Origin of the sequence: uncultured Halorubrum sp., from assembly GCF_937146585.1 — an archaeon.
GTDB classification, from domain to species: domain Archaea; phylum Halobacteriota; class Halobacteria; order Halobacteriales; family Haloferacaceae; genus Halorubrum; species Halorubrum miltondacostae.
On sequence record NZ_CAKZRO010000078.1, the window covers coordinates 1 to 18,599 of the forward strand.

The 18,599-nt window shown below is 71.7% G+C and carries 21 protein-coding genes; 9 read left to right on the forward strand and 12 right to left on the reverse strand.

What is annotated here, in order from left to right:
• Nucleotides 1-55: 55 nt before the first annotated feature.
• Nucleotides 56-454 carry a thioesterase family protein gene (locus tag Q0116_RS07035; RefSeq protein WP_297886622.1) on the reverse strand — a complete coding sequence of 133 codons (399 nt, stop codon included), beginning with the start codon at nt 452-454 and terminating at the stop codon, nt 56-58.
• Between the two features lie 123 nt (nt 455-577).
• Between Q0116_RS07035 and Q0116_RS07040 the strand changes: the two genes are divergently transcribed.
• Complete coding sequence (locus Q0116_RS07040) at nt 578-1,057, forward strand: Lrp/AsnC family transcriptional regulator (RefSeq protein WP_297886623.1); 480 nt, start codon at nt 578-580, stop codon at nt 1,055-1,057.
• A 75-nt stretch (nt 1,058-1,132) separates the two neighbouring features.
• Here Q0116_RS07040 and Q0116_RS07045 read toward each other — a convergent pair whose 3' ends face one another.
• Entirely contained in the window at nt 1,133-2,149 is a 1,017-nt protein-coding gene (locus tag Q0116_RS07045) for an amidohydrolase family protein (protein ID WP_297886624.1), read from the reverse strand.
• Between the two features lie 266 nt (nt 2,150-2,415).
• On the opposite strand from Q0116_RS07045, the gene Q0116_RS07050 reads away from it, so the two are divergent.
• The 3 genes from Q0116_RS07050 to Q0116_RS07060 all read left to right on the forward strand — a co-directional run bounded on the left by Q0116_RS07050 (nt 2,416) and on the right by Q0116_RS07060 (nt 7,901).
• Nucleotides 2,416-3,897 (forward strand): proton-conducting transporter membrane subunit, encoded by a 1,482-nt coding sequence (locus tag Q0116_RS07050; protein ID WP_297886625.1) that lies wholly within the window; start codon nt 2,416-2,418, stop codon nt 3,895-3,897.
• The gene (locus tag Q0116_RS07055; protein ID WP_297886626.1) at nt 3,887-6,355 is read left to right on the forward strand and encodes a DUF2309 domain-containing protein; all 2,469 of its coding nucleotides are present in this window, start codon (nt 3,887-3,889) and stop codon (nt 6,353-6,355) included. Before Q0116_RS07050 ends, Q0116_RS07055 begins: the two co-directional genes overlap by 11 nt.
• Nucleotides 6,356-6,497: 142 nt before the next feature.
• The gene (locus Q0116_RS07060; RefSeq protein ID WP_297886627.1) at nt 6,498-7,901 is read left to right on the forward strand and encodes a hybrid sensor histidine kinase/response regulator; all 1,404 of its coding nucleotides are present in this window, start codon (nt 6,498-6,500) and stop codon (nt 7,899-7,901) included.
• Nucleotides 7,902-7,950: 49 nt separating this feature from the next.
• Here the strand turns inward: Q0116_RS07060 and Q0116_RS07065 are convergent, their stop codons facing one another.
• Together Q0116_RS07065 and phoU are read right to left on the reverse strand one after the other, a co-directional pair.
• Nucleotides 7,951-8,295, reverse strand: coding sequence for a hypothetical protein (locus Q0116_RS07065; protein WP_297886628.1), 345 nt, complete (start codon nt 8,293-8,295; stop codon nt 7,951-7,953).
• Between the two features lie 117 nt (nt 8,296-8,412).
• Nucleotides 8,413-9,087, reverse strand: a complete 675-nt coding sequence (gene phoU / locus Q0116_RS07070; protein ID WP_297886629.1) for a phosphate signaling complex protein PhoU — start codon at nt 9,085-9,087, stop codon at nt 8,413-8,415.
• Between the two features lie 153 nt (nt 9,088-9,240).
• Here phoU and Q0116_RS07075 point away from each other — a divergent pair, with 153 nt between their 5' ends.
• From Q0116_RS07075 to Q0116_RS07085, 3 genes are all read left to right on the forward strand, one after another.
• Nucleotides 9,241-9,375 (forward strand): hypothetical protein, encoded by a 135-nt coding sequence (locus tag Q0116_RS07075; protein ID WP_297886630.1) that lies wholly within the window; start codon nt 9,241-9,243, stop codon nt 9,373-9,375.
• 96 nt (nt 9,376-9,471) lie between these two features.
• Nucleotides 9,472-10,224 (forward strand): carbonic anhydrase, encoded by a 753-nt coding sequence (locus Q0116_RS07080; protein ID WP_297886631.1) that lies wholly within the window; start codon nt 9,472-9,474, stop codon nt 10,222-10,224.
• A gap of 57 nt (nt 10,225-10,281) precedes the next feature.
• Complete coding sequence (locus Q0116_RS07085) at nt 10,282-11,541, forward strand: PQQ-binding-like beta-propeller repeat protein (protein WP_297886632.1); 1,260 nt, start codon at nt 10,282-10,284, stop codon at nt 11,539-11,541.
• 162 nt (nt 11,542-11,703) lie between these two features.
• Here Q0116_RS07085 and ndk read toward each other — a convergent pair whose 3' ends face one another.
• The 4 genes from ndk to rpl7ae are packed head-to-tail and all read right to left on the reverse strand — an operon-like array spanning nt 11,704 to nt 12,971.
• Nucleotides 11,704-12,183, reverse strand: coding sequence for a nucleoside-diphosphate kinase (ndk, locus tag Q0116_RS07090; RefSeq protein WP_297886633.1), 480 nt, complete (start codon nt 12,181-12,183; stop codon nt 11,704-11,706).
• Nucleotides 12,180-12,374 (reverse strand): 50S ribosomal protein L24e, encoded by a 195-nt coding sequence (locus tag Q0116_RS07095; RefSeq protein WP_297886634.1) that lies wholly within the window; start codon nt 12,372-12,374, stop codon nt 12,180-12,182. Before Q0116_RS07095 ends, ndk begins: the two co-directional genes overlap by 4 nt.
• 3 nt (nt 12,375-12,377) lie before the next feature.
• Complete coding sequence (locus tag Q0116_RS07100; protein ID WP_004595321.1) at nt 12,378-12,602, reverse strand: 30S ribosomal protein S28e; 225 nt, start codon at nt 12,600-12,602, stop codon at nt 12,378-12,380.
• A 6-nt stretch (nt 12,603-12,608) separates the two neighbouring features.
• Nucleotides 12,609-12,971 carry a 50S ribosomal protein L7Ae gene (rpl7ae, locus tag Q0116_RS07105; protein ID WP_004595322.1) on the reverse strand — a complete coding sequence of 121 codons (363 nt, stop codon included), beginning with the start codon at nt 12,969-12,971 and terminating at the stop codon, nt 12,609-12,611.
• Nucleotides 12,972-13,247: 276 nt separating this feature from the next.
• Between rpl7ae and Q0116_RS07110 the strand changes: the two genes are divergently transcribed.
• Entirely contained in the window at nt 13,248-14,672 is a 1,425-nt protein-coding gene (locus Q0116_RS07110; RefSeq protein ID WP_297886635.1) for a bifunctional UDP-sugar hydrolase/5'-nucleotidase, read from the forward strand.
• A gap of 116 nt (nt 14,673-14,788) precedes the next feature.
• Nucleotides 14,789-15,346, forward strand: coding sequence for a diadenylate cyclase (locus Q0116_RS07115; RefSeq protein WP_297886636.1), 558 nt, complete (start codon nt 14,789-14,791; stop codon nt 15,344-15,346).
• Nucleotides 15,347-15,406: 60 nt separating this feature from the next.
• On the opposite strand, the gene Q0116_RS07120 is transcribed toward Q0116_RS07115, so the two are convergent.
• From Q0116_RS07120 to Q0116_RS07135, 4 genes are all read right to left on the reverse strand, one after another.
• The gene (locus Q0116_RS07120; RefSeq protein ID WP_297886637.1) at nt 15,407-16,300 is read right to left on the reverse strand and encodes a bifunctional methylenetetrahydrofolate dehydrogenase/methenyltetrahydrofolate cyclohydrolase; all 894 of its coding nucleotides are present in this window, start codon (nt 16,298-16,300) and stop codon (nt 15,407-15,409) included.
• A gap of 93 nt (nt 16,301-16,393) precedes the next feature.
• Nucleotides 16,394-17,170 (reverse strand): aldo/keto reductase, encoded by a 777-nt coding sequence (locus tag Q0116_RS07125; RefSeq protein ID WP_297886638.1) that lies wholly within the window; start codon nt 17,168-17,170, stop codon nt 16,394-16,396.
• A 52-nt stretch (nt 17,171-17,222) separates the two neighbouring features.
• A complete protein-coding gene (locus Q0116_RS07130) occupies nt 17,223-17,975 on the reverse strand; it encodes a hypothetical protein (protein ID WP_297886639.1) in 753 nt (250 codons plus the stop codon).
• Nucleotides 17,976-18,032: 57 nt separating this feature from the next.
• A partial coding sequence (locus Q0116_RS07135; RefSeq protein WP_297886640.1) for an HAD family hydrolase occupies nt 18,033-18,599 on the reverse strand: 567 nt, incomplete at its 5' end.

Sequence of the window (18,599 nt, forward strand, 5' to 3'; positions counted from 1 at the left end):
GGTCGGCATTTCGGCGCTCGTCGGCTCTGGGGTCGGCATTTCGGCGCTCGTCGGCTCAGAGGTCGTGATACGACTCCATCGCCGTGCGGTGCGCCTCGGGGATCGGGGCCGGCTCGCCCGTCTCCGGGTCCAGCGCGACGATCGTCGCCTCCGCCTCCGCGGCGACCGCGTCGCCGACGCGGATCTCGTGGGTCATCGTCGCGCTCGACCGCCCCAGATCGGCGAGCTCGACGGTGACGGTCACGTCGTCGTCGGTCAGTTCGATCGGCCGACGGAAGTCGATCGACAGCGACGCCAGCACGTTCGACGACTGGGAGATGTCGACGTCGAGCACGTCGCGGAAGTACCGCGTCCGGGCCTGCTCGATATACGTCGCGTAGACGGCGTTGTTGACGTGGCCCAGCGCGTCGATGTCGCGGAACCGCACGTCGATGTCCACGGTGTAAGGTGCCATATCCGACCCACTGGCGGGGACCGTATGTAGGCATCGAGATCCGACTCGCTCCGCCCCCGCCGGCGACCGCGGAGCGCCCGGATGATGTACAAAGGTAAAGCGGCTGTGCCACGACACGCCGGTATGAACGACGGAGCGATCGACGAGGTCGACAGCGCGATCCTGTACGCGCTCCAGGAGGACGCCCGAAACGCCTCGTCCGGGGACATCGCGGAGCGGACCGGCACCTCGGACAGCACCGTCCGCAAGCGCATCCAGCGGCTGGAGTCGGAGGGCGTGATCAAGGGGTACAGCGCCAGCGTCGACTACCAGCGCTCGGGGTACCCCCTCCGGATGCTGCTGTACTGTACCGCCTCCATCCCGGAGCGGGGCGAGCTCATCCCCGACATCCTCGACATCGACGGCGTCGTGTCGGTCCAGGAGCTCGTCACCGGCGAGCAGAACCTCCTCGTGACGGTCGTGGGCGAGTCGGACAGCGACATCACGCCCGTGGCGCAGGCGCTCCTCGACATGGGCGTCACCGTCGCCGACGAGGTGCTCGTGCGGACCCACCAGACGACGCCCTTCGGGAAGTTCGACGCCGACCGTCACGGCGACGAGTGATCGGGGCGAGGCGGTCGACTGAAGAGCGGGGTGGTCGAGGAAGGAGCGGGAACCGGTCGAGAGAGAGAGACGCGGTCAGACGACGACGCGCTCGACGTCGAGCGCCGTCGCCCGGCGGACGACCGCGCGCACCGGGTCGACCGAGCCGGCGAGGTTGTCCGAGTCGCCGTCGAGGACGAGCAGCGCCGCCCGCCGGCCGGGCTCGATGACGCCGCAGTCCAGCCCGGCGATCTCGGCCCCGGCGGCGGTCGCCATCCGCAGCACCTCCTCGGCGGTCACGTCGAACCGCCTCTCGGCGTCGGCCATCTCACGGAACATCGACGGCGGGTTCAGCATGACGTTGTCGGTGCCGAGTGCGACGGTCGTGTGGTCGAGCAGCTCGCGGATCGGTGCTTTGCCGACGTCGAGCACCGCGTTCGCGCGCGGACAGACCGCGACGGGGACCGACGCCTCGGCGACCCGCTCTAGGTGGTCTTCCTCGGCGTGGACCATGTGGACGAGCAGGTCCGGGTCCAAGTCGAGCGCGGGGTGGATGTCGGTCGCGTCCGGCTCGCCGGCGTGGATCGCGAAGGGGACGTCGCGCTCCTCGCAGGTGGCCCGCTCCGCGGCGAAGTCGTCGTCGTTCGCGCCGGAGGCCCCGTAGCCGTCGGCGACGTCGAGGACGGCGGGGTCGTCGCTCCCGAAGATGAACGGGTCGACGTCGACGCTCTCGGCCGCGTCGCGGAGCGCCCGCGCACCGTCGAGCCCGGACTCGCGGAAGTCCAGACACGACACCGTCCCGGTCCGCGCCATGAGCCGGAGCGTCCGCCGCATCGCGGACACGAGCGCGTCGCGGTCGGCGGCCGCCAGCCGGCGGTGTTTCAGGCTGTCCGGCGGCGCGACCGCCTCGTCGAGCGAGAGGCCGACGGCCGCGTCCTTCGCGACGGAGTCGCCCAGGTGGGTGTGGGCGTTGACGAACGCCGGCACCACGATGGCCGAGGAGTCCGTCTCCGTCTCCTCGACCGCCTCGATCCGCCCCTCGTCGACGACGACGCGTCCCCGGACGGGGTCGAACGACTCTCCGACGAGGACGGTCCCCGAGACTTCTTCCATACCCTCCCTCCGGACCGAGGAACGATATGATTTCCTGAGTGGAGATCGCGAACGATTCGGGAATCGGGCCGGACGGGGTCGACTCGCTCCGCGACACGCCCGCCGACACAGGGTAACCATAACGTTCTATAATTCGCTTTATTCGAACGATTTGTGAATAAGAGCAGATTTAATACGTATAGTGTTCTCAGAGAGGAGTAGACGCGACCGGATCCGGATTCAGGCGGGTCGCCTGGGCCGGGAGCGGTCGCCTGACGGACCGAACGATGTCAGGACGCACCTCGAAACCGACGGTCGGAGCGCTCCGGGAGACGGCGGACACGTCGTCCGTCCCCGCCGCACTAACGTGGCTCGCGTGGTCGCTGTTCGCCGCGAGCCTCGCCGTGCTGGCGGCCCGACTCCGACTCGGCGGGCCGTGGGAGCTCCCCGGCGTGATCGCCGTCGACGGGCTCACCGTCCTGCTGTGGCTGGTGGTGACGTTCTTCAGCGGCATCGTTCACAGCTACTCCCGGCGCTACATGGCCGGGAACGCTCACGAGACGAAGTTCTTCGGCACGGTCTTCGCGTTCACGCTCGCCGTGATGGCGCTCGTCGCGGCCGACCACCTCGCGCTGTTCTGGCTGTGCTGGCTGGCGATGGGGCTGCTGATGGCGGGGCTCGTCGGGACCGTCGAGGGGTGGCCGCAGGCGCGCGCCGCCGCGAGCGTCGCCCGGCGGTCCTTCCTCGCCAGCAGCGCGCTCCTCGGCGTCGCCCTGACCGCGCTGTGGTGGGCCACCGGCGCGACGACGGTCACCGGGATCGCCGCGAACGCCGACGCCCTCGGCGGGCCCGCGTGGCTCGTCGCGGCGGTCGCGCTCGTCCTCGCGGCGATGATCCAGTCGGCGCTCGTCCCGTTCCACGGCTGGCTCCTCTCCTCGATGACCGCCCCAACGCCCGCCTCGGCGCTGATGCACGCCGGCTTCGTCAACGCGGGCGGGATCCTGCTGACCCGCTTCGCGCCCGTCGTGACCGTCGAGACGTGGCTCATGCTCGGCATCGTGGTCGTCGGGGCGACGAGCGCCCTCGCGGGGAAGCTGCTCAAGACCGTCCGCTCGGACGTCAAGGGCGAACTCGGCTGCTCGACGGTCGGGCAGATGGGCTTCATGATCGTCCAGGCCGGGCTCGGCTTCTTCGCCGCCGCGGTCACGCACCTCGTGTTACACGGCTTCTACAAGGCGTACCACTTCCTCAGCGCTGGCGGCGAGGTCGAGCGCGCCGCGCCGACCGAGGCCGAGCCGGCGGGGACGACCGCCGTCGGGACCGTCGTCGCGCTGGTGACCGGCGTCGCCGGCGGCGCGACGTTCGCCGTGTTGACCGGGAAGGGGACGAGCCTCGACACCGGCCTGCTGCTCGCCGGGTTCGTCGCGCTCACGACGCTCCACGCGGCCCGGAGCGCCGCCCGTCACGCTACCTCGTCGAGGCCGGCGCGCTACGCGGCGGTCCCGCTGGTCGCCCTCCCGGCCATCGCGGTGTACGCGCTCGCCTACCAAGCGGTCTCGGGGCTCCTCGCCGGGCTACCGCTCGTCTCCGCGCCGACCGAACTGACCGCGCTCCACGCGCTCGTCGCGGTCGCCTTCCTCGCGGCGTACCTCGCGATCGACACCGGCGTCTACGAGCGCAGCGAGCGCCTCTACGTCGCGCTGTTGAACGCCGGACGGCCCGCTCCGGACACCGTCTTGACCGCCAGGGAGGAGTACGATGAGTACTGACGACGCGATCGCCGCCGCGGTCGACGAGGCGGCGAGCGCCGTCGGCTCGGTCTGGCCGATCCACTCGTTCGTCACCGCGAACCCCCTCTCCGGCTTCGAGGACCGCCCGTTCGAGGAGGCCGTGAGCCGGGCGGCCGACCGCTTCGGCGGCCGCGGCTATCCGCGCGCCGAGACGTTCCGGGCGGCGCTCGACGAGGGGCGGATCGACCGCGAGCGGCTCGACGCGGAGCTGACCGAGCGCGGGTTCGAGGCCGACCCCGAGCGCCTGCTGGAGCGGCTGGCGGCCGCGGAGGAGGCGGACGAGCCGGACGGAGCCGTCGAGGGAGCGCGCGCGGACTCCGCGGCGGAGCGCGTCGACCGCGTGCTGACGAAGTGGCTGTCCGCCTTCCTCGACGAGGGGCGCGCGGAGTGGTCGATGCCGAACCGCGAGGCGGGCTTCTACGACGCGTTCCGGTCGGTGGCGACGTACGACGACGATATCCCGGACGGAGGTCTCGTCGCCGACCTGCCGGACGCCCCCGGCGAGGCGATCGAGGCCGCGCTGGACGCGCAGCCGAGAGACCGGTGGGCGTCGGTGTTCGAGGCGCAGTTCGCCGAACTGCCCGGCTGGACCGGGCTGCTCAAGCGGCGCGCCGCCGACGACGGCGCGTGGCAGTCCGCGTACCCGATCACGCTGACCGGCTACCTCGCGGTGCGGCTCGCGCTGGCGGACGCCTTCGGGGTCGACCTCTCGCCGCCGCCCGAGGCGGACGCCGGTGGGCTGGCGGCGAGCGACGAGATCGCCGGGGCGTTCCTGAGCGCGTGGGAGGCCGGCTACCGCGGCGAGCTCGTCGACCGCGTCGCCGCCGAGAGCGAGGGGCTCACCGGGAGCGACGACCCAGACGAGGGCGACGACGCGGGGCGGCCGGCCGCCCAGCTCGTCTTCTGTATCGACACGCGCTCAGAGGTGATCCGCCGGCACGTCGAGGCGACCGGCGACTACGAGACGCACGGCTACGCCGGCTTCTTCGGCGTCCCGATCGAGTACCGCGGGTACGACTCGGAGGTGTCCGTCGACGCCTGCCCGCCCATCCTCGACCCGCAACACCGCGTCTCGGAGGTCCCGACGGATGAGGAGACGCGGGCGAGCCGCGACCGCCTCGCGAGCGTCCGCGAGACCGCCGAGTCGGTGATCGAGACGCTGCGGTCGAACCCCGCGACCGCGTTCAGCTTCGTCGAGGGGGCCGGGAGCGGGTACGGGCTCGCGCTCGCGGCGCGGACGCTCGTCCCCGGTCGAGTGTACGACTTCCTCGCGGGCGCGAACGACGCGGTGCCGGACGACCACGAGTTCTGCGAACCGGGCCTCGGCGGGGAGGACGACGCCTCCGACGGGCTACCCGTCGGGCTGACCCGCGAGGAGCGGGTCGAGTACGCCGCGACCGCGTTCGAGCTGATGGGGTGGGAGGCGTTCGGCCGTCTCGTCGTCTTCACCGGCCACGCGGCCGAGACGGCGAACAACCCCCACGGGGCGAGCCTGGACTGCGGCGCGTGCGCCGGCAACCCCGGCGGACCGAACGCCCGCGTCCTCGCGGCGATCTGTAACGACCCCGCGGTCAGGGACGGGCTGCGCGAGCGCGGCCACGACGTGCCCGACGACACCGTCTTCCTCGCCGCCGAGCACAACACGACGACCGACGAGGTCGAGCTGTACGACGGCGGCGTGCCCGACTCGCACGCGGGCGACGTCGAGCGGCTTCGCGCGGACCTCGACGCCGCCCGCGAACGCGCGACCGCCGAGCGCGTCGGCCCGACCGGCGAGCCCGGGTCGTCGGCCGGCGGCGACGCGACGGGCGTGCGGGAGGCCGAGCGCCGCGCCGGCGACTGGGCCGAGACGCGCCCCGAGTGGGGGTTGGCCGGCAACGCCGGGTTCGTGATCGGCCCCCGGGATCTGACGAGCGGTCTCGACCTCGACGGACGTGCCTTCCTCCACTCGTACGACTGGACGACCGACCCGGACGGCGACGCGCTCGAGGCGATCCTCGCCGGGCCGATGGTCGTCACGCAGTGGATCAACGCGCAGTACTACTTCTCGACGGTGGACAACGCGGCGTACGGGAGCGGCTCGAAGGTGACCCACAACCCCGTCGGCAACGTCGGCGTCTACCAGGGGAACGGGGGCGACCTGATGGCCGGGCTGCCGCTCCAGTCGGTCAAGGCCGACGCCGACACGCCGTACCACCGGCCGCTCCGCCTCTCGACGGTCGTCCACGCGCCCGTCGACCGCGTGACCGACGCGCTGGCCGGCAACGACGCGGTCGCCGGGCTGCTGGACAACGACTGGCTCTCGCTGACGGTCGTCGACCCCACGCGGGACCACCGCGCGTTCCGGTACGACGAGGAACTGGCGTGGACGCCCGCGTCGGAGGACGCCGAACCGCGGGCCGCACCGGCGAAGACGCCGGCCGCCGCCGACGACTGAGTCCGGGCCGTGGCGGTAGTTCCGTCCCGGGTGGGCCCCGGGAAGCGGTCGGATCCCGCACGGGTCCCGGACCCCGAACGGCGGTATCAGACGCGATTTCCGCGGGGGAAGTGCTATTCGGGCCGCCCCCGCTCGGTGAGACATGAGGTCAGAGGAGCCCGTCGACCTGCTGTACGTCAACGACGACGACCAGCTCCGCGAGCTGGTGCCCACGCGGCTCCGCGACGAGAGCGACCGGCTCCGGATCGTGACGGCGGGCTCCGCCGCCGAGGGCGAGCGGCTGCTGGGGGCGCGGCCGATAGACTGCGTGCTCTGCGACCACCACATGCCGGAGACGACCGGCGTCGAGTTCCTGCGGCGGGTCCGCGAGGACCGCCCCGAGCTCCCGTTCCTGCTGTTCACGAACACCGGGACGGAGGCCGTCGCGAGCGAGAGCATCGAGGCCGGCGTCACGGACTACGTCATTCAGGAGACGATCGAGAATCAGGCGCCCCTGCTCGCGCGGAAGATCGTCACCTACGTCGAGCACCGCCGGGCGCAGCGGGAGCGGGACCGGACGAACGGGCGGCTCCACGAGATCGCCTCGGTGACCGACCAGGTGTGGTGGGTGTTCTCGCCGACGTGGGAGGAGCTGCGGTTCGTCAACGACGGCCACGAGGCGATCTTCGGCCAGCCGCCGGCGGCGCTCCGAGACGACCCGACGACGTTCCTCGACCGGATCCACGAGGACGACGTCGACCGCGTCCGACTGGCGATGGAGTCGGCGTCGGCGGGGACCCCGCAGGTCGTCGAGTACCGGGTCGAGAAGTCCGACGCCGTGCGGCTCTGGGCGCAGTCGCGGTGTAAGCCGATCACCGACGCGGACGGCGAAGTCACGTCGCTCGTGGGGCTGACGCGCGATATCACGGACCGAAAGCTGTACCAGCGGGAGCTGACCGAGACGATAGACCAGCTTGAGGAGTTCACCGCGACCGTCTCGCACGACTTACGGAACCCGTTGAACGTCGCGGCCGGCAACCTCAGCCTCGCCGCGTCCGACAGCGAGGACGAGCGCATCGACACGGCGCTCGACGCGGTCGCGCGCATGGACACCCTCATCGACGAGCTCCTGACGCTCGCGAAGGAGGGCCGGACGCTCGGCGACCGGCGGGAGGTCCCGTACCGGGAGATCGTCGAGCAGAGCTACGAGAACGTCCGCGCCCCGGCGAGCAGCCTGCGGGTCACCGACAGCGTCACGCTGTCGTGCGACGCCGCGCGGCTCACCGAGGCGCTCGAGAACGTCATCCGCAACGCCGTCGAGCACGGCGGCAGCGGCGTCGCGCTCACCGCCGGCGTGCTCCCCGACGAGCGCGGCGTGTTCATCGAGGACGACGGCCCGGGGATCCCGCCCGAGGAGCGCGAACGGGTCTTCGAGAAGGGGAACACGACCCGCGAGGACGGGAGCGGGTTCGGGCTGGCGATCGTCGAGCGGATCGTCGACGCCCACGGCTGGGACGTCCGCGTCGCCGAGAGCGACGGCGGCGCCCGCTTCGAACTGCTGACCTGACCGGCGCGGAGGCGACGTCGAGGCGGCGGAGCCGCTGGCGGTCGCGCGTTCAGACGCCCGGCACGCCGAACGCGCTGATGCCGAGCCCCAATACCCCGTTCAGGACGGCGATGACGACCAGCGCCGCGGCCCACGCGACCAGCCCCATGATCGCTGCGTCCTTCCAGCCGCCGGGGTAGCGCCACTTGATCACCCAGACCCAGGCGACCAGCGCGACCGCGGAGCCGATCAGCGGGATCAGCGACCCGATCGCCCAGGCGACGGCGCCGAGCAGCGCGGTGACGACCGCGTGCGAGTAGTCGTCGACGTCCGCGACGATGCGACCGCTGACGTAGATACCCAGTCCGCCGACCAGCAGCGCGACGACGAACGAGACGATCGCTCCGAGAACCATGCGTACGCCTCTCGGCTCGGGCGGAAATAACAGGGGGACAGCGTCAGTCTCGGTGACACGTTCCGCGGGGGTCACCGGGGAGGTCACGGAGCGGTGGCGCGAGTCGGTCGGCGCCGGTCAGTAGAGCAGCTCGTCGTCGTTCTCGATCATGTACAGCGACCGGGCGGCGATGTTGACCGCGTGGTCGCCGACGCGTTCGAGGTCGCGGATCGTGAGGAGCAGCCGCGAGACGTTCTGCATCGTCCCCTCGACGTCCGCGTCCTCGCGGAGCTCGTCGCGCTCGATGAGGTCGCGGACGACGAGGTCGCTCGCGGCCTCGCAGGCGGCGTCGAGGTCGTCGTCCGACTCGGCGACGGCGTAGCAGCGCTCGGCGTCCGACTCCGCGTACGCGTCCATCGCCTCCTGGAGCATCGCCAGCGTGTCGTCGCCGATCCGCTGGACGTCGACGTCGGGGAACACCTCTCGGTCCGCCTGCTTGGCGTACTCGCCGAGGTTCGTCGCTAGGTCCGCGATCCGCTCGAGGTCGGTGATGATCTTGAACGAGGCCGCGATGAACCGCAGGTCCCCCGCGACCGGCTGCTGGAGCGCGATGAGGTCCGTACACTGCCCCTCCAGTTCGAGGTAGAGGTCGTTGATCTCGGCGTCGCCGTCGATCACTTCCCCGCCCAGCTCCGCGTCCTGTCGTTCGAGGGCGTCGAGCCCCTTCCGAAGGCGCTCGGCGACGACCTCGCTCATGTAGAGGACGTCGGCGCGGAGGTCTTCGAGCTTCGTCTGGTACTGTTCGCGTGGCATCGTGTTGGCGTATCCGCCTCGCCGGACGCACAAAAACACGTCGGCGGGAGGCCTCCGCCGCCCCGGATCGGCGTCCGCGACCGCATCGGCGACGCGTTCGCGAGCGCGACCTCGGTCGAAGCGTTCAAACCCCGCCGCGACGACGGCCCAGATATGCGGAACTTGGAAGACTTCGTGGTCGACGAGAACGAGGAGGTGCTCGCGCCCGCGGTCGTGATCTCGACGGTCGCGCTCCTCGCGGTGTTCGTCGTCGGCGTGCTGGTCTTCGCGGTCGGTCTCGTCGCCTGACCGGTCCCGCCGCCGCGACCTCCGTCGGCGGCGACCGACCGGCGAAGGACCGCCGCGTCCACGGCGTTTTTCACACCCCCGGATGACGGTGCCCGTATGGACCACCGGATCCTCGCCGACCTCCTCGACCGCAACGACGACCACGTCGCTGCGCTCCCCGCCGGCGCGTTCGACGGGCACCGCGACGGGCAGCGCCCCGGCGTCGTCTCCGTCTGCTGTTCCGACTCCCGCGTCTCGCAGGAGGGGATGTTCGCGGTCGAGGAGCCGGGCGTCCTCTTCACCTCCGGGGCCATCGGCAACGCCGTCAGCGCGGTCGTCGACGGCGAGCGCGTCCTCGACGGGAGCGTGGCGTACCCGCTCCGGCACACCCACACCGAGGTCCTCGCGGTGGTCGGCCACACCGGGTGCGGCGCGGTCGAGGCCGCGCTCACGGCGGTCCGGACGGGCGAGTACCCGACGGAGCCGGGCGTCCGCGCCGACGTGGCGGCGCTCGCGCCCATCGTCGAGGCCGGACTCGACGACCCCGCGGTCGTCGGCGAGTCGGAAGACGAGGGTGGCGACGTCGAAGGAGATGACGGCGAGGCGGACCCGGACGGCGACGCCCGGGCCTCGGTCCGCGACCGCCTCGTCGAGTACAACGTCCACGAGCAGGTCGCGTTCGCTCGCGACCGCGAGGAGGCGGCCGACGCGACGGTGTACGGGTTCGTCTACGACCTCCACGGGGTCTACGACGACCGCGAGGGGACGGTCTACCTGGTGAACGCCGACGGCGAGCGGGACCCCGAAGCGCTTCGCGACCTCGCCGGCGAGGCGCGCGCCGACCACGTGGCGACGCTCCTGGAACGGTAGGCGGCGCGTTCCCCGCATCCGACAACCGTTTCACGGCGACGCCCGAAGGGGGTTCAAATGGACCGACGCGTCCTGTTCGCGACGCTGATCCTGCTGGCCGGTGGCGCGACCGGGGTCGGCGTGGCGCTGTTCGCGTTCGTCGGCGTCGACGACGCCGCGACGGAGGCCGCGGTGGTCTGGGAGTCCGAGCCGGCGGCCGGCGACGACGGCAGCGGGGCCGTGGTCGCGACCGTCGACGGGGACCCGCTCCTCCTCCGTCCCGCCGTCGAGAACGGGTCGCGGGTCGTCAGCGCGACGGTCGCCGGGACCGACGAGACGGCCTGGACCGTCCCGATCGCCGGGCCGGACGCGGAGCGCGGCGGCGGCGACGGCTCCGGGGACGCGGACGGCAACGACTCCGACGGGAGCGGCCTCGGGGTCAGCGGCCTCACCGCGGCCACGCTCGGCGGCGAGCCGGTGGTCGCGCTCACGACGGCGCGCGGCGAACTGGTCGTAATCGACGCGACCGACGGGTCGGAGCGGTTCGCGGTCGACCTCGGCGGCCCCTCCGGGCTCCGGCCCGCGGTCGGCGACCTCACCGGCGACGGGAGCCGCGAGGTCGCGGCGGTCACGACCGACGGGGGCGTCCGCGTCGTCGACGGTGAGGGCGACGCGGTCGCCGAGGCCTCGCTGTCGGGCGAGGTCGACCGGCGGCCGCTCCTCGTCGAGCCCGACGCCGAGGACGACGAACTGGGCGGGCTCGCGGTGCTGACGACCGCGGGGAGCCCCGCGACCGTCCACATGCTCGACGAGCGCGGTCGGACGCGCTGGACGGCCGCACCGAGCGTGAACCCGCTGAGCTGGAACGCGGCGGACAGCCGCGACGGCCCGGTGCTCGCGCTGGGCGGGGCGAACGGGAACATCGAGACGCTCGAGACGAGCGACGGGTCGGACCGGTACGAGGTCAAGCTCCAGGACCGGCCGGTCGCGGTCGGGGACGCGGACCCCGGTCGGGTGTACGTCGGCGGCTCCGGAAGCGTGTGGGCGGTCGACCTCCTCGACGGCGAGGTGGTCTGGAAACAGCAGTACGGCGCGTCGACCCGGATCACCGAGCCGCGGCTGGGCGACGTCGACGGGGACGGCGAGATCGCGCCGATCGTCGTCAACCGGGACGGCGAGGTGCTCGCGATGACCCAGACCGGCGAGGTGATCACGCGGTTCGACGCGGGCGAGGTCGTCGTCTACGCCGGCCCCCTGTTCGCCGACGTCACGGGCGACGGCGGCGACGAGGTGATCGTGGTCGCGGACGACGGGACCGCGATCGCGGTCGACGTCTGACCGGCGGCGTCGATCGCGGGCAATTATATGCGACCGTCCTCGGAGAATCGACCGACAGCGGTCGGCCTCGCCGCGTCGTTCACCGGAAACGCGGTGTGTCGACGGAGCGAGGGCTCGGCGGGGAAGCGAGCGGCGAAAAGTGAGATGTCCGAGAGCGGCGCGTCAGTGGTCCTCTTCCTCGTACACCCACGCGGCGGTGTCGAGGTCGTAGTCGACGAGCTCCTCGTCGTCGAAGAACAGGTCGATCTCGCGCTCGTTCGCGCCCTCGTCCTCGTGGTCCGACGCGTGGATCACGTTGTGGCCGAGGTCTAAGCCGAAGTCGCCGCGGATCGTGCCCGGGGCGGACTCGGCGGGGTCGGTCTCGCCGACCATCGCGCGGACCTGACGGGTCGCGTCCGCGCCCTCCCACACCATCGCGAAGACGGGGCCGGAGGTGATGAACTCGACGAGGCCGTCGAAGAACGGCTTGTCCTCGTGTTCGCCGTAGTGGTCCTTCGCGAGCTCCTCGTCGAGCTGGACGAACTTGCCGGCGACGAGCTTGAGCCCGCGGTCCTCGAAGCGGGAGACGATCTCGCCGATGAGACCGCGCTGGACGCCGTCGGGCTTCACCATCACGAAGGTGCGCTCGTCGTGGTGGCTCACTGGTCGTCGCCTCCGGCCCGGTGGCCCTCCTCGGTCCACTCGACGTCGCGCGCCTCGCGGCCGAGGAAGTAGTTCTTCTCCGCCTTCGAGTCGACGAAGTGGAGCACGGTGCCGTCCTTCTTGACGAACATCGTCCCCGTGCCGGGTTCGATCTCCTCACCGCTGTAATCGCAGGTGCGTGTCTCGACCATTGGTTATCGGCCTCCGATGGAGTCGGCGTCGCGCTGGGTCTCCCGCAGCTGGAGCACGTCGCCCAGACGGACGGGACCCAGGACGTTCCGGGTGATGATCCGGCCCTGGTTCGATCCCTCCTGGATGCGGCACTTGACCTGCATGGCCTCGCCGTGCATCCCGGTCTTGCCGACGACCTCGATGACCTCCGCGGTCGTCGAGTCGCCGGTGCCCTCTTCTGCGCTCATGGGAGGTTATCGGAGCTCCGCGACCTTCTCGCCGATGTCCTCGACGTCGTCGGCGGCGTCGCCGGCGTCGACGACGGCGGCGGCGGCCGAGCCGACCTCGAGGCCGGCGGCCTGCCCGACCTCGTCTTGGGTGTCGACGAAGGCGACCGGGATCCCCTTCTCCTCGGCGAGCTCGGGGAGGTGCATCACGATCTCCTCGGGGGAGACGTCCTCGGCGACGATGACGAGGTCCGCGTTGCCGCGCTCGACGGCCTTGGTGGTCTCGTTGGTTCCTTTCTTCACGGTACCGGTGTCTCGGGCGACCTCGAGCGCTTCGAGGGATCGCTCCGCGAGGTCTGCTGGGGTGTCGTAGTCTACGTAAACGGGCATATGTTGTTCACCTGTCCTCCGTGCGGGCTCGCGTGCCCGTCCCGTGGTCGGTCCCTAACGGAACGGCACATCATCAACCCCACAGAGGCTGTGCCCCGTGGTAGTCAGGACATCCATAAAAGCGCTTTCAATGTCTCGTGCGTGTGCGAGCGGGAGTCACGGGGCGAGATCGCGGGCAGGACCGGCGGCGGTGCGGTCGTCGCCGCGCCCCGCGCGGCGGCCGCGGCGACACTCCGCGCTTTTTATGGATCGCTCGGCCCTCGATACACGCAACGAATGGTGCGTCTCGTTCACTACTCCGACATCGAGAACGTCTTCGACGCTCCGGAGCGAGCGGCGCGGCTCGCCGGCCGCGTCCGGTCGCTCTCGGGCCCCGACGCCGCGGTCGTCGGCACGGGCGACACGACCGCGCCGGGCGTCCTCTCGCTGGTCGCGACCGGCAGACAGGTCCTCGACTTCTACGAGGCGACCGACACCGTCTTCGACACGTTCGGCAACCACGAGTTCGACTACGGCCCCGACGCTCTCCGCGACCTCGTCCCCGACGCGCCCGCGACGTTCGTCTCCGCGAACGTCCGCGACGAGGCCGGCGAGCCGTTCGGCCGCGACGAGGGCGTCGTCCCGTGGGCGACTCACGAGGTCGACGGCGAGACGATCGGGTTCGTCGGCGTCACCGACCCCGCGACGGACTCGCTGAACCCGATGGCCGCCGACCTCTCGTTCGACGACCCGGTGGCCGCCGCGCGGGACGCGCTCGCCGAGCTGCGCGACGCGGTCGCGGAACGCGAGGAGGCAGCGGGCGCGGGCGGCGACGCGCTCGACCACGTCGTCGTCCTCTCGCACCTCGGCGCGGGCGACGACGACCTCGCCCGCGAGCTCGACGTCGACGCGATCGCCGGCGGGCACGTCCACAGCCGCCGGAACGAGGTCGTCGCGGACACGCTGTTGGTCCGGCCCGGCGTCAACGGGGAGACGGTGGCCGAGATCGACCTCGCCGCCGATCCGCCGACCGCGACGCTCCACGAACCAGACGGGGCCGACCCGGCGCCCGGCCTGGCGGACGCGCTCGCCGAGCGGATGGCCGCGGCGGACTTAGACGAGACCATCGACGTCGTCGACCGCCCGATCGAGCGGTCGGGCGACGTGGTCCACGGCGGCGAGTGCCGCGTCGGGAACTTCGTCGCGGACGCGTTCCGGTGGGTCCACGACGCCGACGTGGGGCTGTCGAACGCCGGCGGGCTCCGGCAGGGGGACCCGTGGGCGGGCGACGTGACGAAGGCGGACCTGATCTCCCTGATCCCGTTCGAGGAGCCGGTGGCGCTCGCCTCGGTCAGCGGGGCGGAGCTCCGGGAGGTGTTCCGCGAGATGGCCGCGCCCGACGTGGACTTCGGCGAGGACGACTGGTGGCACGGTCACGTCTCGAACGCCCGGGTCGTCTGGGACGACGACGCGGAGCTGATCCTGGAGGCCGCGGTCGGCGGCGAGCCGGTCGACCCGGAGGAACGCTACACGGTCGCCGTCTCGGAGTACCTGCTCCACTCCGAACACGAGTTCCCGACGCTCGCCCAGCGCCACCGGATCGACGAGGCGGACATCCAGTACGAGGTGCTTGCGGCGTTCGCCCGCGAGCACGGGATCGGCCCCGAGATCGAGGGGCGGATCGAGATCCGGAACCGCGCCGCCGCGGCGGACGACGACTGAGCGAGCGGCACCGACCGTGCGACCGGCGCCGGCAGAGCCGGGGGCGCGAGCGACGAGCCGACTTTCGAGCCCCTGAGAGGGTTTAAACTGGGTTGGCCCGTGTGTACACATAGCACATGGACGCGCTCGACGAGGTGCTCGAGAAGTACGCGACGAGCCAGCACCTCATGGACCACATCAGGTACACCGCCGAGTCGCTGAGCGTCGGGTTCGACAACTGGGGCGAACGGTACGTGAGCGGCCCCAGTCTCTACATCCTCATCGTCGCGGACGTGAACTTCGCGGAGTACACCGATCCCCTCGGCGACAACGAGTGGCCGGTCGACCGCTGCCGCCTCGTCACCGAGTCGCGCGACGTGTTCACGAACGTTGCCCGGGACGTGGCGTTCAGTCGGGACGGGGCCGTCGTCGTGACCGGCGACGGCACCATCCAGCGACAGATGGTGCGGGTCCGGAACCCCTCACGGGGCGAAGTCGAGGACCTCGAGACCCTCGAGTTCCCCGACTGGATGGGGACCAAACACATGAGCGCCCTGGAGACGTCGCTCCGCGACGACGTCCTCTGGGCGGTCACGCTCAGCGAGGAGGACGGGCGCGTCACCACGTTCCTGGACGGCACGTACCAGGACTATCCCCGTCACGAGATCGGGGGAAGGTGGCGACCCGAGAGGTAGGTGGACGCCCCGACGACCGCGGGGTTTCCGCGGTACCGTGCGCGTCCGTCGTCGCCCCGGCTACTCGAGCTCGACCTCGACGTCGCGCTGGAGCCCGGCGGCCTTCACCGTGTTGTGTAGCAACATCGCGCGCGTCATCGGCCCGACGCCGCCGGGGACAGGCGTGATCGCGCTCGCGACCTCCTTCGCGGACTCGTAGTCGACGTCACCGACCAGCTCGTACCCCTTCTCCGTGTCCGCGTCGACGCGGTTGATCCCGACGTCGATCACGGTCGCGCCCTCCTTGAGCATCGAGCCGTCGACGAACTCCGGGAGGCCGGCGGCCGCGACGACGAGGTCGGCGCCGGCCAGCTTCGCCTCGAGGTCCTCGGTCCGGGAGTGGCAGACGGTCGTGGTCGCGTTGCCGGTCGGCGACTTCTGGATCAGCAGGTTCGCCATCGGCTTGCCGACGATGTCGGAGCGCCCGACGACGACGGCGTCCGCGCCCTCCGTCTCCACGTCGTAGGCCTCGAGCAGCTTCTGGACGCCGTGGGGCGTACAGGGCTTGAACCGCGCGTCGCCCGCGACGAGGCGGCCGACGTTCTCCGGGTGGAAGCCGTCGACGTCCTTCTCGGGGGCGACCCGCCGGAGGACGGTCCGCTTGTCCACGTGGTCCGGGAGCGGGAGCTGGACCAGGACTCCGTGGACGTCGTCGCGCTGGTTGAGGTCGTCGATCGTCTCGTACAGCTCCTCGGCCGGTGCGTCGGCGTCGATCTCGACGTGGAAGCTCTCGATGCCGACCTCCTCGCAGTCGCGCTGCTTCATCGAGACGTACGTCTCGCTCGCGGGGTCGTCGCTCATCAACACCGTGGCGAGCCCCGGCTCGACGCCCGCGTCCGACAGCCGCGACACCTCGTCGGCGACCGCGCCGCGCACGTCCGCCGCGACCGACTCCCCGTCGATGATCTCCGTCATGGGCGATCCTCGTCGCCCCCGGGGTAAAAGTGAACCGGGATCGTGCGTATCGAGAACTATTCGAACCGGATTCGATCCGCATATGTGGATCAACTACTCCGGAAACAGCTCCGCCTCGCGCTCGACCGCGTCGATGGCCGCGACCTCCGCGTCGGTCAGTTCGAGGTCCGCCGCGGCGAGGTTGGCGCGGAGATGGGCCGCGCTCGACGCCTTCGGCACCGCGACCACCGGCTCCTTCGCGGTCGCCCACGCGATCGCGACCGCCTCGGGCGTCGCGCCGTGCGCCGCGGCGACCTCGGTGACCGCGTCGACCTCCCCGACCCGTCCGCCGGCGAGCGGCGAGTACGCGACGACAGAGTAGCCGTGTTCGCGGGCGTGATCGAGCAGTTCGGGCCGGTAGAACAGCGGGTGGAGCTCGGTCTGGTGGGCCGCGGGCGGTCGTCCGAGGACGTCGATCGCGCGGTCGAGGTCCGCGACCTCGAAGTTCGAGACGCCGACGTTCCGGACGAGGCCGTCGTCGACGAGCCGGTCGAGCGCGGACAGCGTCGCCTCGGGGTCGTAGTCGCCGCGGGGTCGGTGGACGTAGAGGAGGTCGACCGCGTCGACCCCGAGCCGGTCCGCGCTCTCGCGGGCCGCGGGCGCGACGTCCCCGGCCGCGAGGTCGTCGATCCAGAGCTTCGTCGCGACGGTCACGTCCTCGCGGTCGACGTCGGCGTCGGCGAGTCCGGCGGCGAGCCCCTCGCCGACGACCGCCTCGTTCTCGTAGATGCGGGCGGTGTCGAGGTGGCGGTAGCCGACGGAGAGCGCCGTCGCGACCGCGTCCGGGTCGTCGATCCCCATCGTCCCGAGACCGACCGGCGGGAGTTCCATGCGAACGGCTCGCGCGAGACGAGACAAAAGCGGTTCGAACCGCGCGCCGCCGTCACACCGTCACCGACACCGACCGCTCGACGACCTCGTACCCCTGCGCGGCGAGCGCCGCGGCGTAGTACCGCTCGCCGACCCACCCCTGCGGGAGCCGGCGGAGGTCGAGCCGCCGCGTCGGCCGCAGTTCGAGGTCGACGACGGTCCCGCCGTCGGCCGCCTCGCGGACCGTCGCCGCGTACGAGGCCCACGACCGACCGTCCGCCGTCCCCTCCATCTCGACCGTCGCGACCGGCGGGCGGTCGGGGTCGCGCTCGCCCGCTCCACCGTCCTCTGCCGCGACCCCTTCACGCACGTCGGTGGAGAAGTCGAGTTCGACCGATTTGAGCCCGAGAAGGTAGGAGAACTCGTAGGTCGCGTCCGTCCCGGGAGCGCTTCCGTCGGTAGCGGTGTCGGCCGAGTCCGGCGCGTCGTCGTTCTGGACCCCGTCGGCGACGCCCCACTGGAACGCGAGGTTCGGCGGTTTCGCCGACCCGAACTGGCCGACGACGGCCGCGGGCGGCGCGTCCGTCCGGAGGCGTGTCGAGCCGCGCCGTCGGAACGCGGGCACGCGGAGCGCGACGACGAGGACGGTGCCGACCGCCATCCCCGGCCAGAACGAGAGGGCGACGACCGCCGCGAGGAACGCGGCGACGACGAGCAGCGCGAGCGTCCAGCTGACGGCGCGCTCCGCGCGGCGGTAGCGAGCGACGACGGAGCGCACGTTCGATGCGTCTGCGTCCGGGAACTGACTCGCGGAGGGCGAGGGCATCGTCCGCGTTTCGGCGACCGGTCACATGCCCGTTTTGGTCGCGCGGCCGTCAGGCGATTAGATCTTCCCGTCCGGATCGGCCGGCGCTCGTCCGCAGATGCTCACGAGGTCGTGGAGGTCGTCGATCTCGTAGGTCGGGTGACAGTCCAGGTCGGTCGACCGGCGGTGGGGGCGGCGGAGGAACGCGGAGTCGATGCCGGCGTTGTCGGCCGCGCGGACGTCGGACTCGTTGTCGCCGACGAACAGCGCCGTCTCCGCGCCGAGGTCCTCGAGGGCGCGCTCGATGTAGTACGGGGAGGGCTTCTTGCGGGAGAGGCTCGCCACCGAGGGCTCGCGGCCGTACGCGACCTCGAAGTGCCCCGCGAGCCCGAAGTGGTCGAGGAGGGCGTCGACGGTCGCCTGCTGGTTCGAGGAGACGACGCCGAGCGACGCGTCCAGCGCCCGGACGGCGTCGACGTCGTCGTACGGCGTCTTCTGCCCCTTGCGGGCGGCGTCGATCTGCGCCGCGGCCGCGGTCTCGTCCCTGACCCGCCAGAACTCCGCCGGGTCCACCCCGTACCGCTCGCAGATGTCCGTCAGCGTCGCGGGGTCGACGCCGACGGCGACGTCGTCGACGTGGGCGAG

Excerpts from the sequence above, each read along its gene's own strand:
- Q0116_RS07130 (WP_297886639.1), bottom strand. The coding sequence starts at position 17,975 with ATGCCCTCGCCCTCCGCGAGTCAGTTCCCGGACGCAGACGCATCGAAC.
- Q0116_RS07100 (WP_004595321.1), bottom strand. The coding sequence starts at position 12,602 with ATGAGCGCAGAAGAGGGCACCGGCGACTCGACGACCGCGGAGGTCATC.
- Q0116_RS07120 (WP_297886637.1), bottom strand. The coding sequence starts at position 16,300 with ATGACGGAGATCATCGACGGGGAGTCGGTCGCGGCGGACGTGCGCGGC.
- Q0116_RS07045 (WP_297886624.1), bottom strand. The coding sequence starts at position 2,149 with ATGGAAGAAGTCTCGGGGACCGTCCTCGTCGGAGAGTCGTTCGACCCC.
- Q0116_RS07075 (WP_297886630.1), top strand. The coding sequence starts at position 9,241 with ATGCGGAACTTGGAAGACTTCGTGGTCGACGAGAACGAGGAGGTGCTC.
- Q0116_RS07050 (WP_297886625.1), top strand. The coding sequence starts at position 2,416 with ATGTCAGGACGCACCTCGAAACCGACGGTCGGAGCGCTCCGGGAGACG.
- Q0116_RS07125 (WP_297886638.1), bottom strand. The coding sequence starts at position 17,170 with ATGGAACTCCCGCCGGTCGGTCTCGGGACGATGGGGATCGACGACCCG.
- Q0116_RS07080 (WP_297886631.1), top strand. The coding sequence starts at position 9,472 with ATGGACCACCGGATCCTCGCCGACCTCCTCGACCGCAACGACGACCAC.
- Q0116_RS07060 (WP_297886627.1), top strand. The coding sequence starts at position 6,498 with ATGAGGTCAGAGGAGCCCGTCGACCTGCTGTACGTCAACGACGACGAC.
- Q0116_RS07115 (WP_297886636.1), top strand. The coding sequence starts at position 14,789 with ATGGACGCGCTCGACGAGGTGCTCGAGAAGTACGCGACGAGCCAGCAC.
- Q0116_RS07055 (WP_297886626.1), top strand. The coding sequence starts at position 3,887 with ATGAGTACTGACGACGCGATCGCCGCCGCGGTCGACGAGGCGGCGAGC.
- Q0116_RS07040 (WP_297886623.1), top strand. The coding sequence starts at position 578 with ATGAACGACGGAGCGATCGACGAGGTCGACAGCGCGATCCTGTACGCG.
- Q0116_RS07110 (WP_297886635.1), top strand. The coding sequence starts at position 13,248 with ATGGTGCGTCTCGTTCACTACTCCGACATCGAGAACGTCTTCGACGCT.
- Q0116_RS07085 (WP_297886632.1), top strand. The coding sequence starts at position 10,282 with ATGGACCGACGCGTCCTGTTCGCGACGCTGATCCTGCTGGCCGGTGGC.
- phoU (WP_297886629.1), bottom strand. The coding sequence starts at position 9,087 with ATGCCACGCGAACAGTACCAGACGAAGCTCGAAGACCTCCGCGCCGAC.
- Q0116_RS07035 (WP_297886622.1), bottom strand. The coding sequence starts at position 454 with ATGGCACCTTACACCGTGGACATCGACGTGCGGTTCCGCGACATCGAC.
- Q0116_RS07095 (WP_297886634.1), bottom strand. The coding sequence starts at position 12,374 with ATGGTCGAGACACGCACCTGCGATTACAGCGGTGAGGAGATCGAACCC.
- rpl7ae (WP_004595322.1), bottom strand. The coding sequence starts at position 12,971 with ATGCCCGTTTACGTAGACTACGACACCCCAGCAGACCTCGCGGAGCGA.
- Q0116_RS07065 (WP_297886628.1), bottom strand. The coding sequence starts at position 8,295 with ATGGTTCTCGGAGCGATCGTCTCGTTCGTCGTCGCGCTGCTGGTCGGC.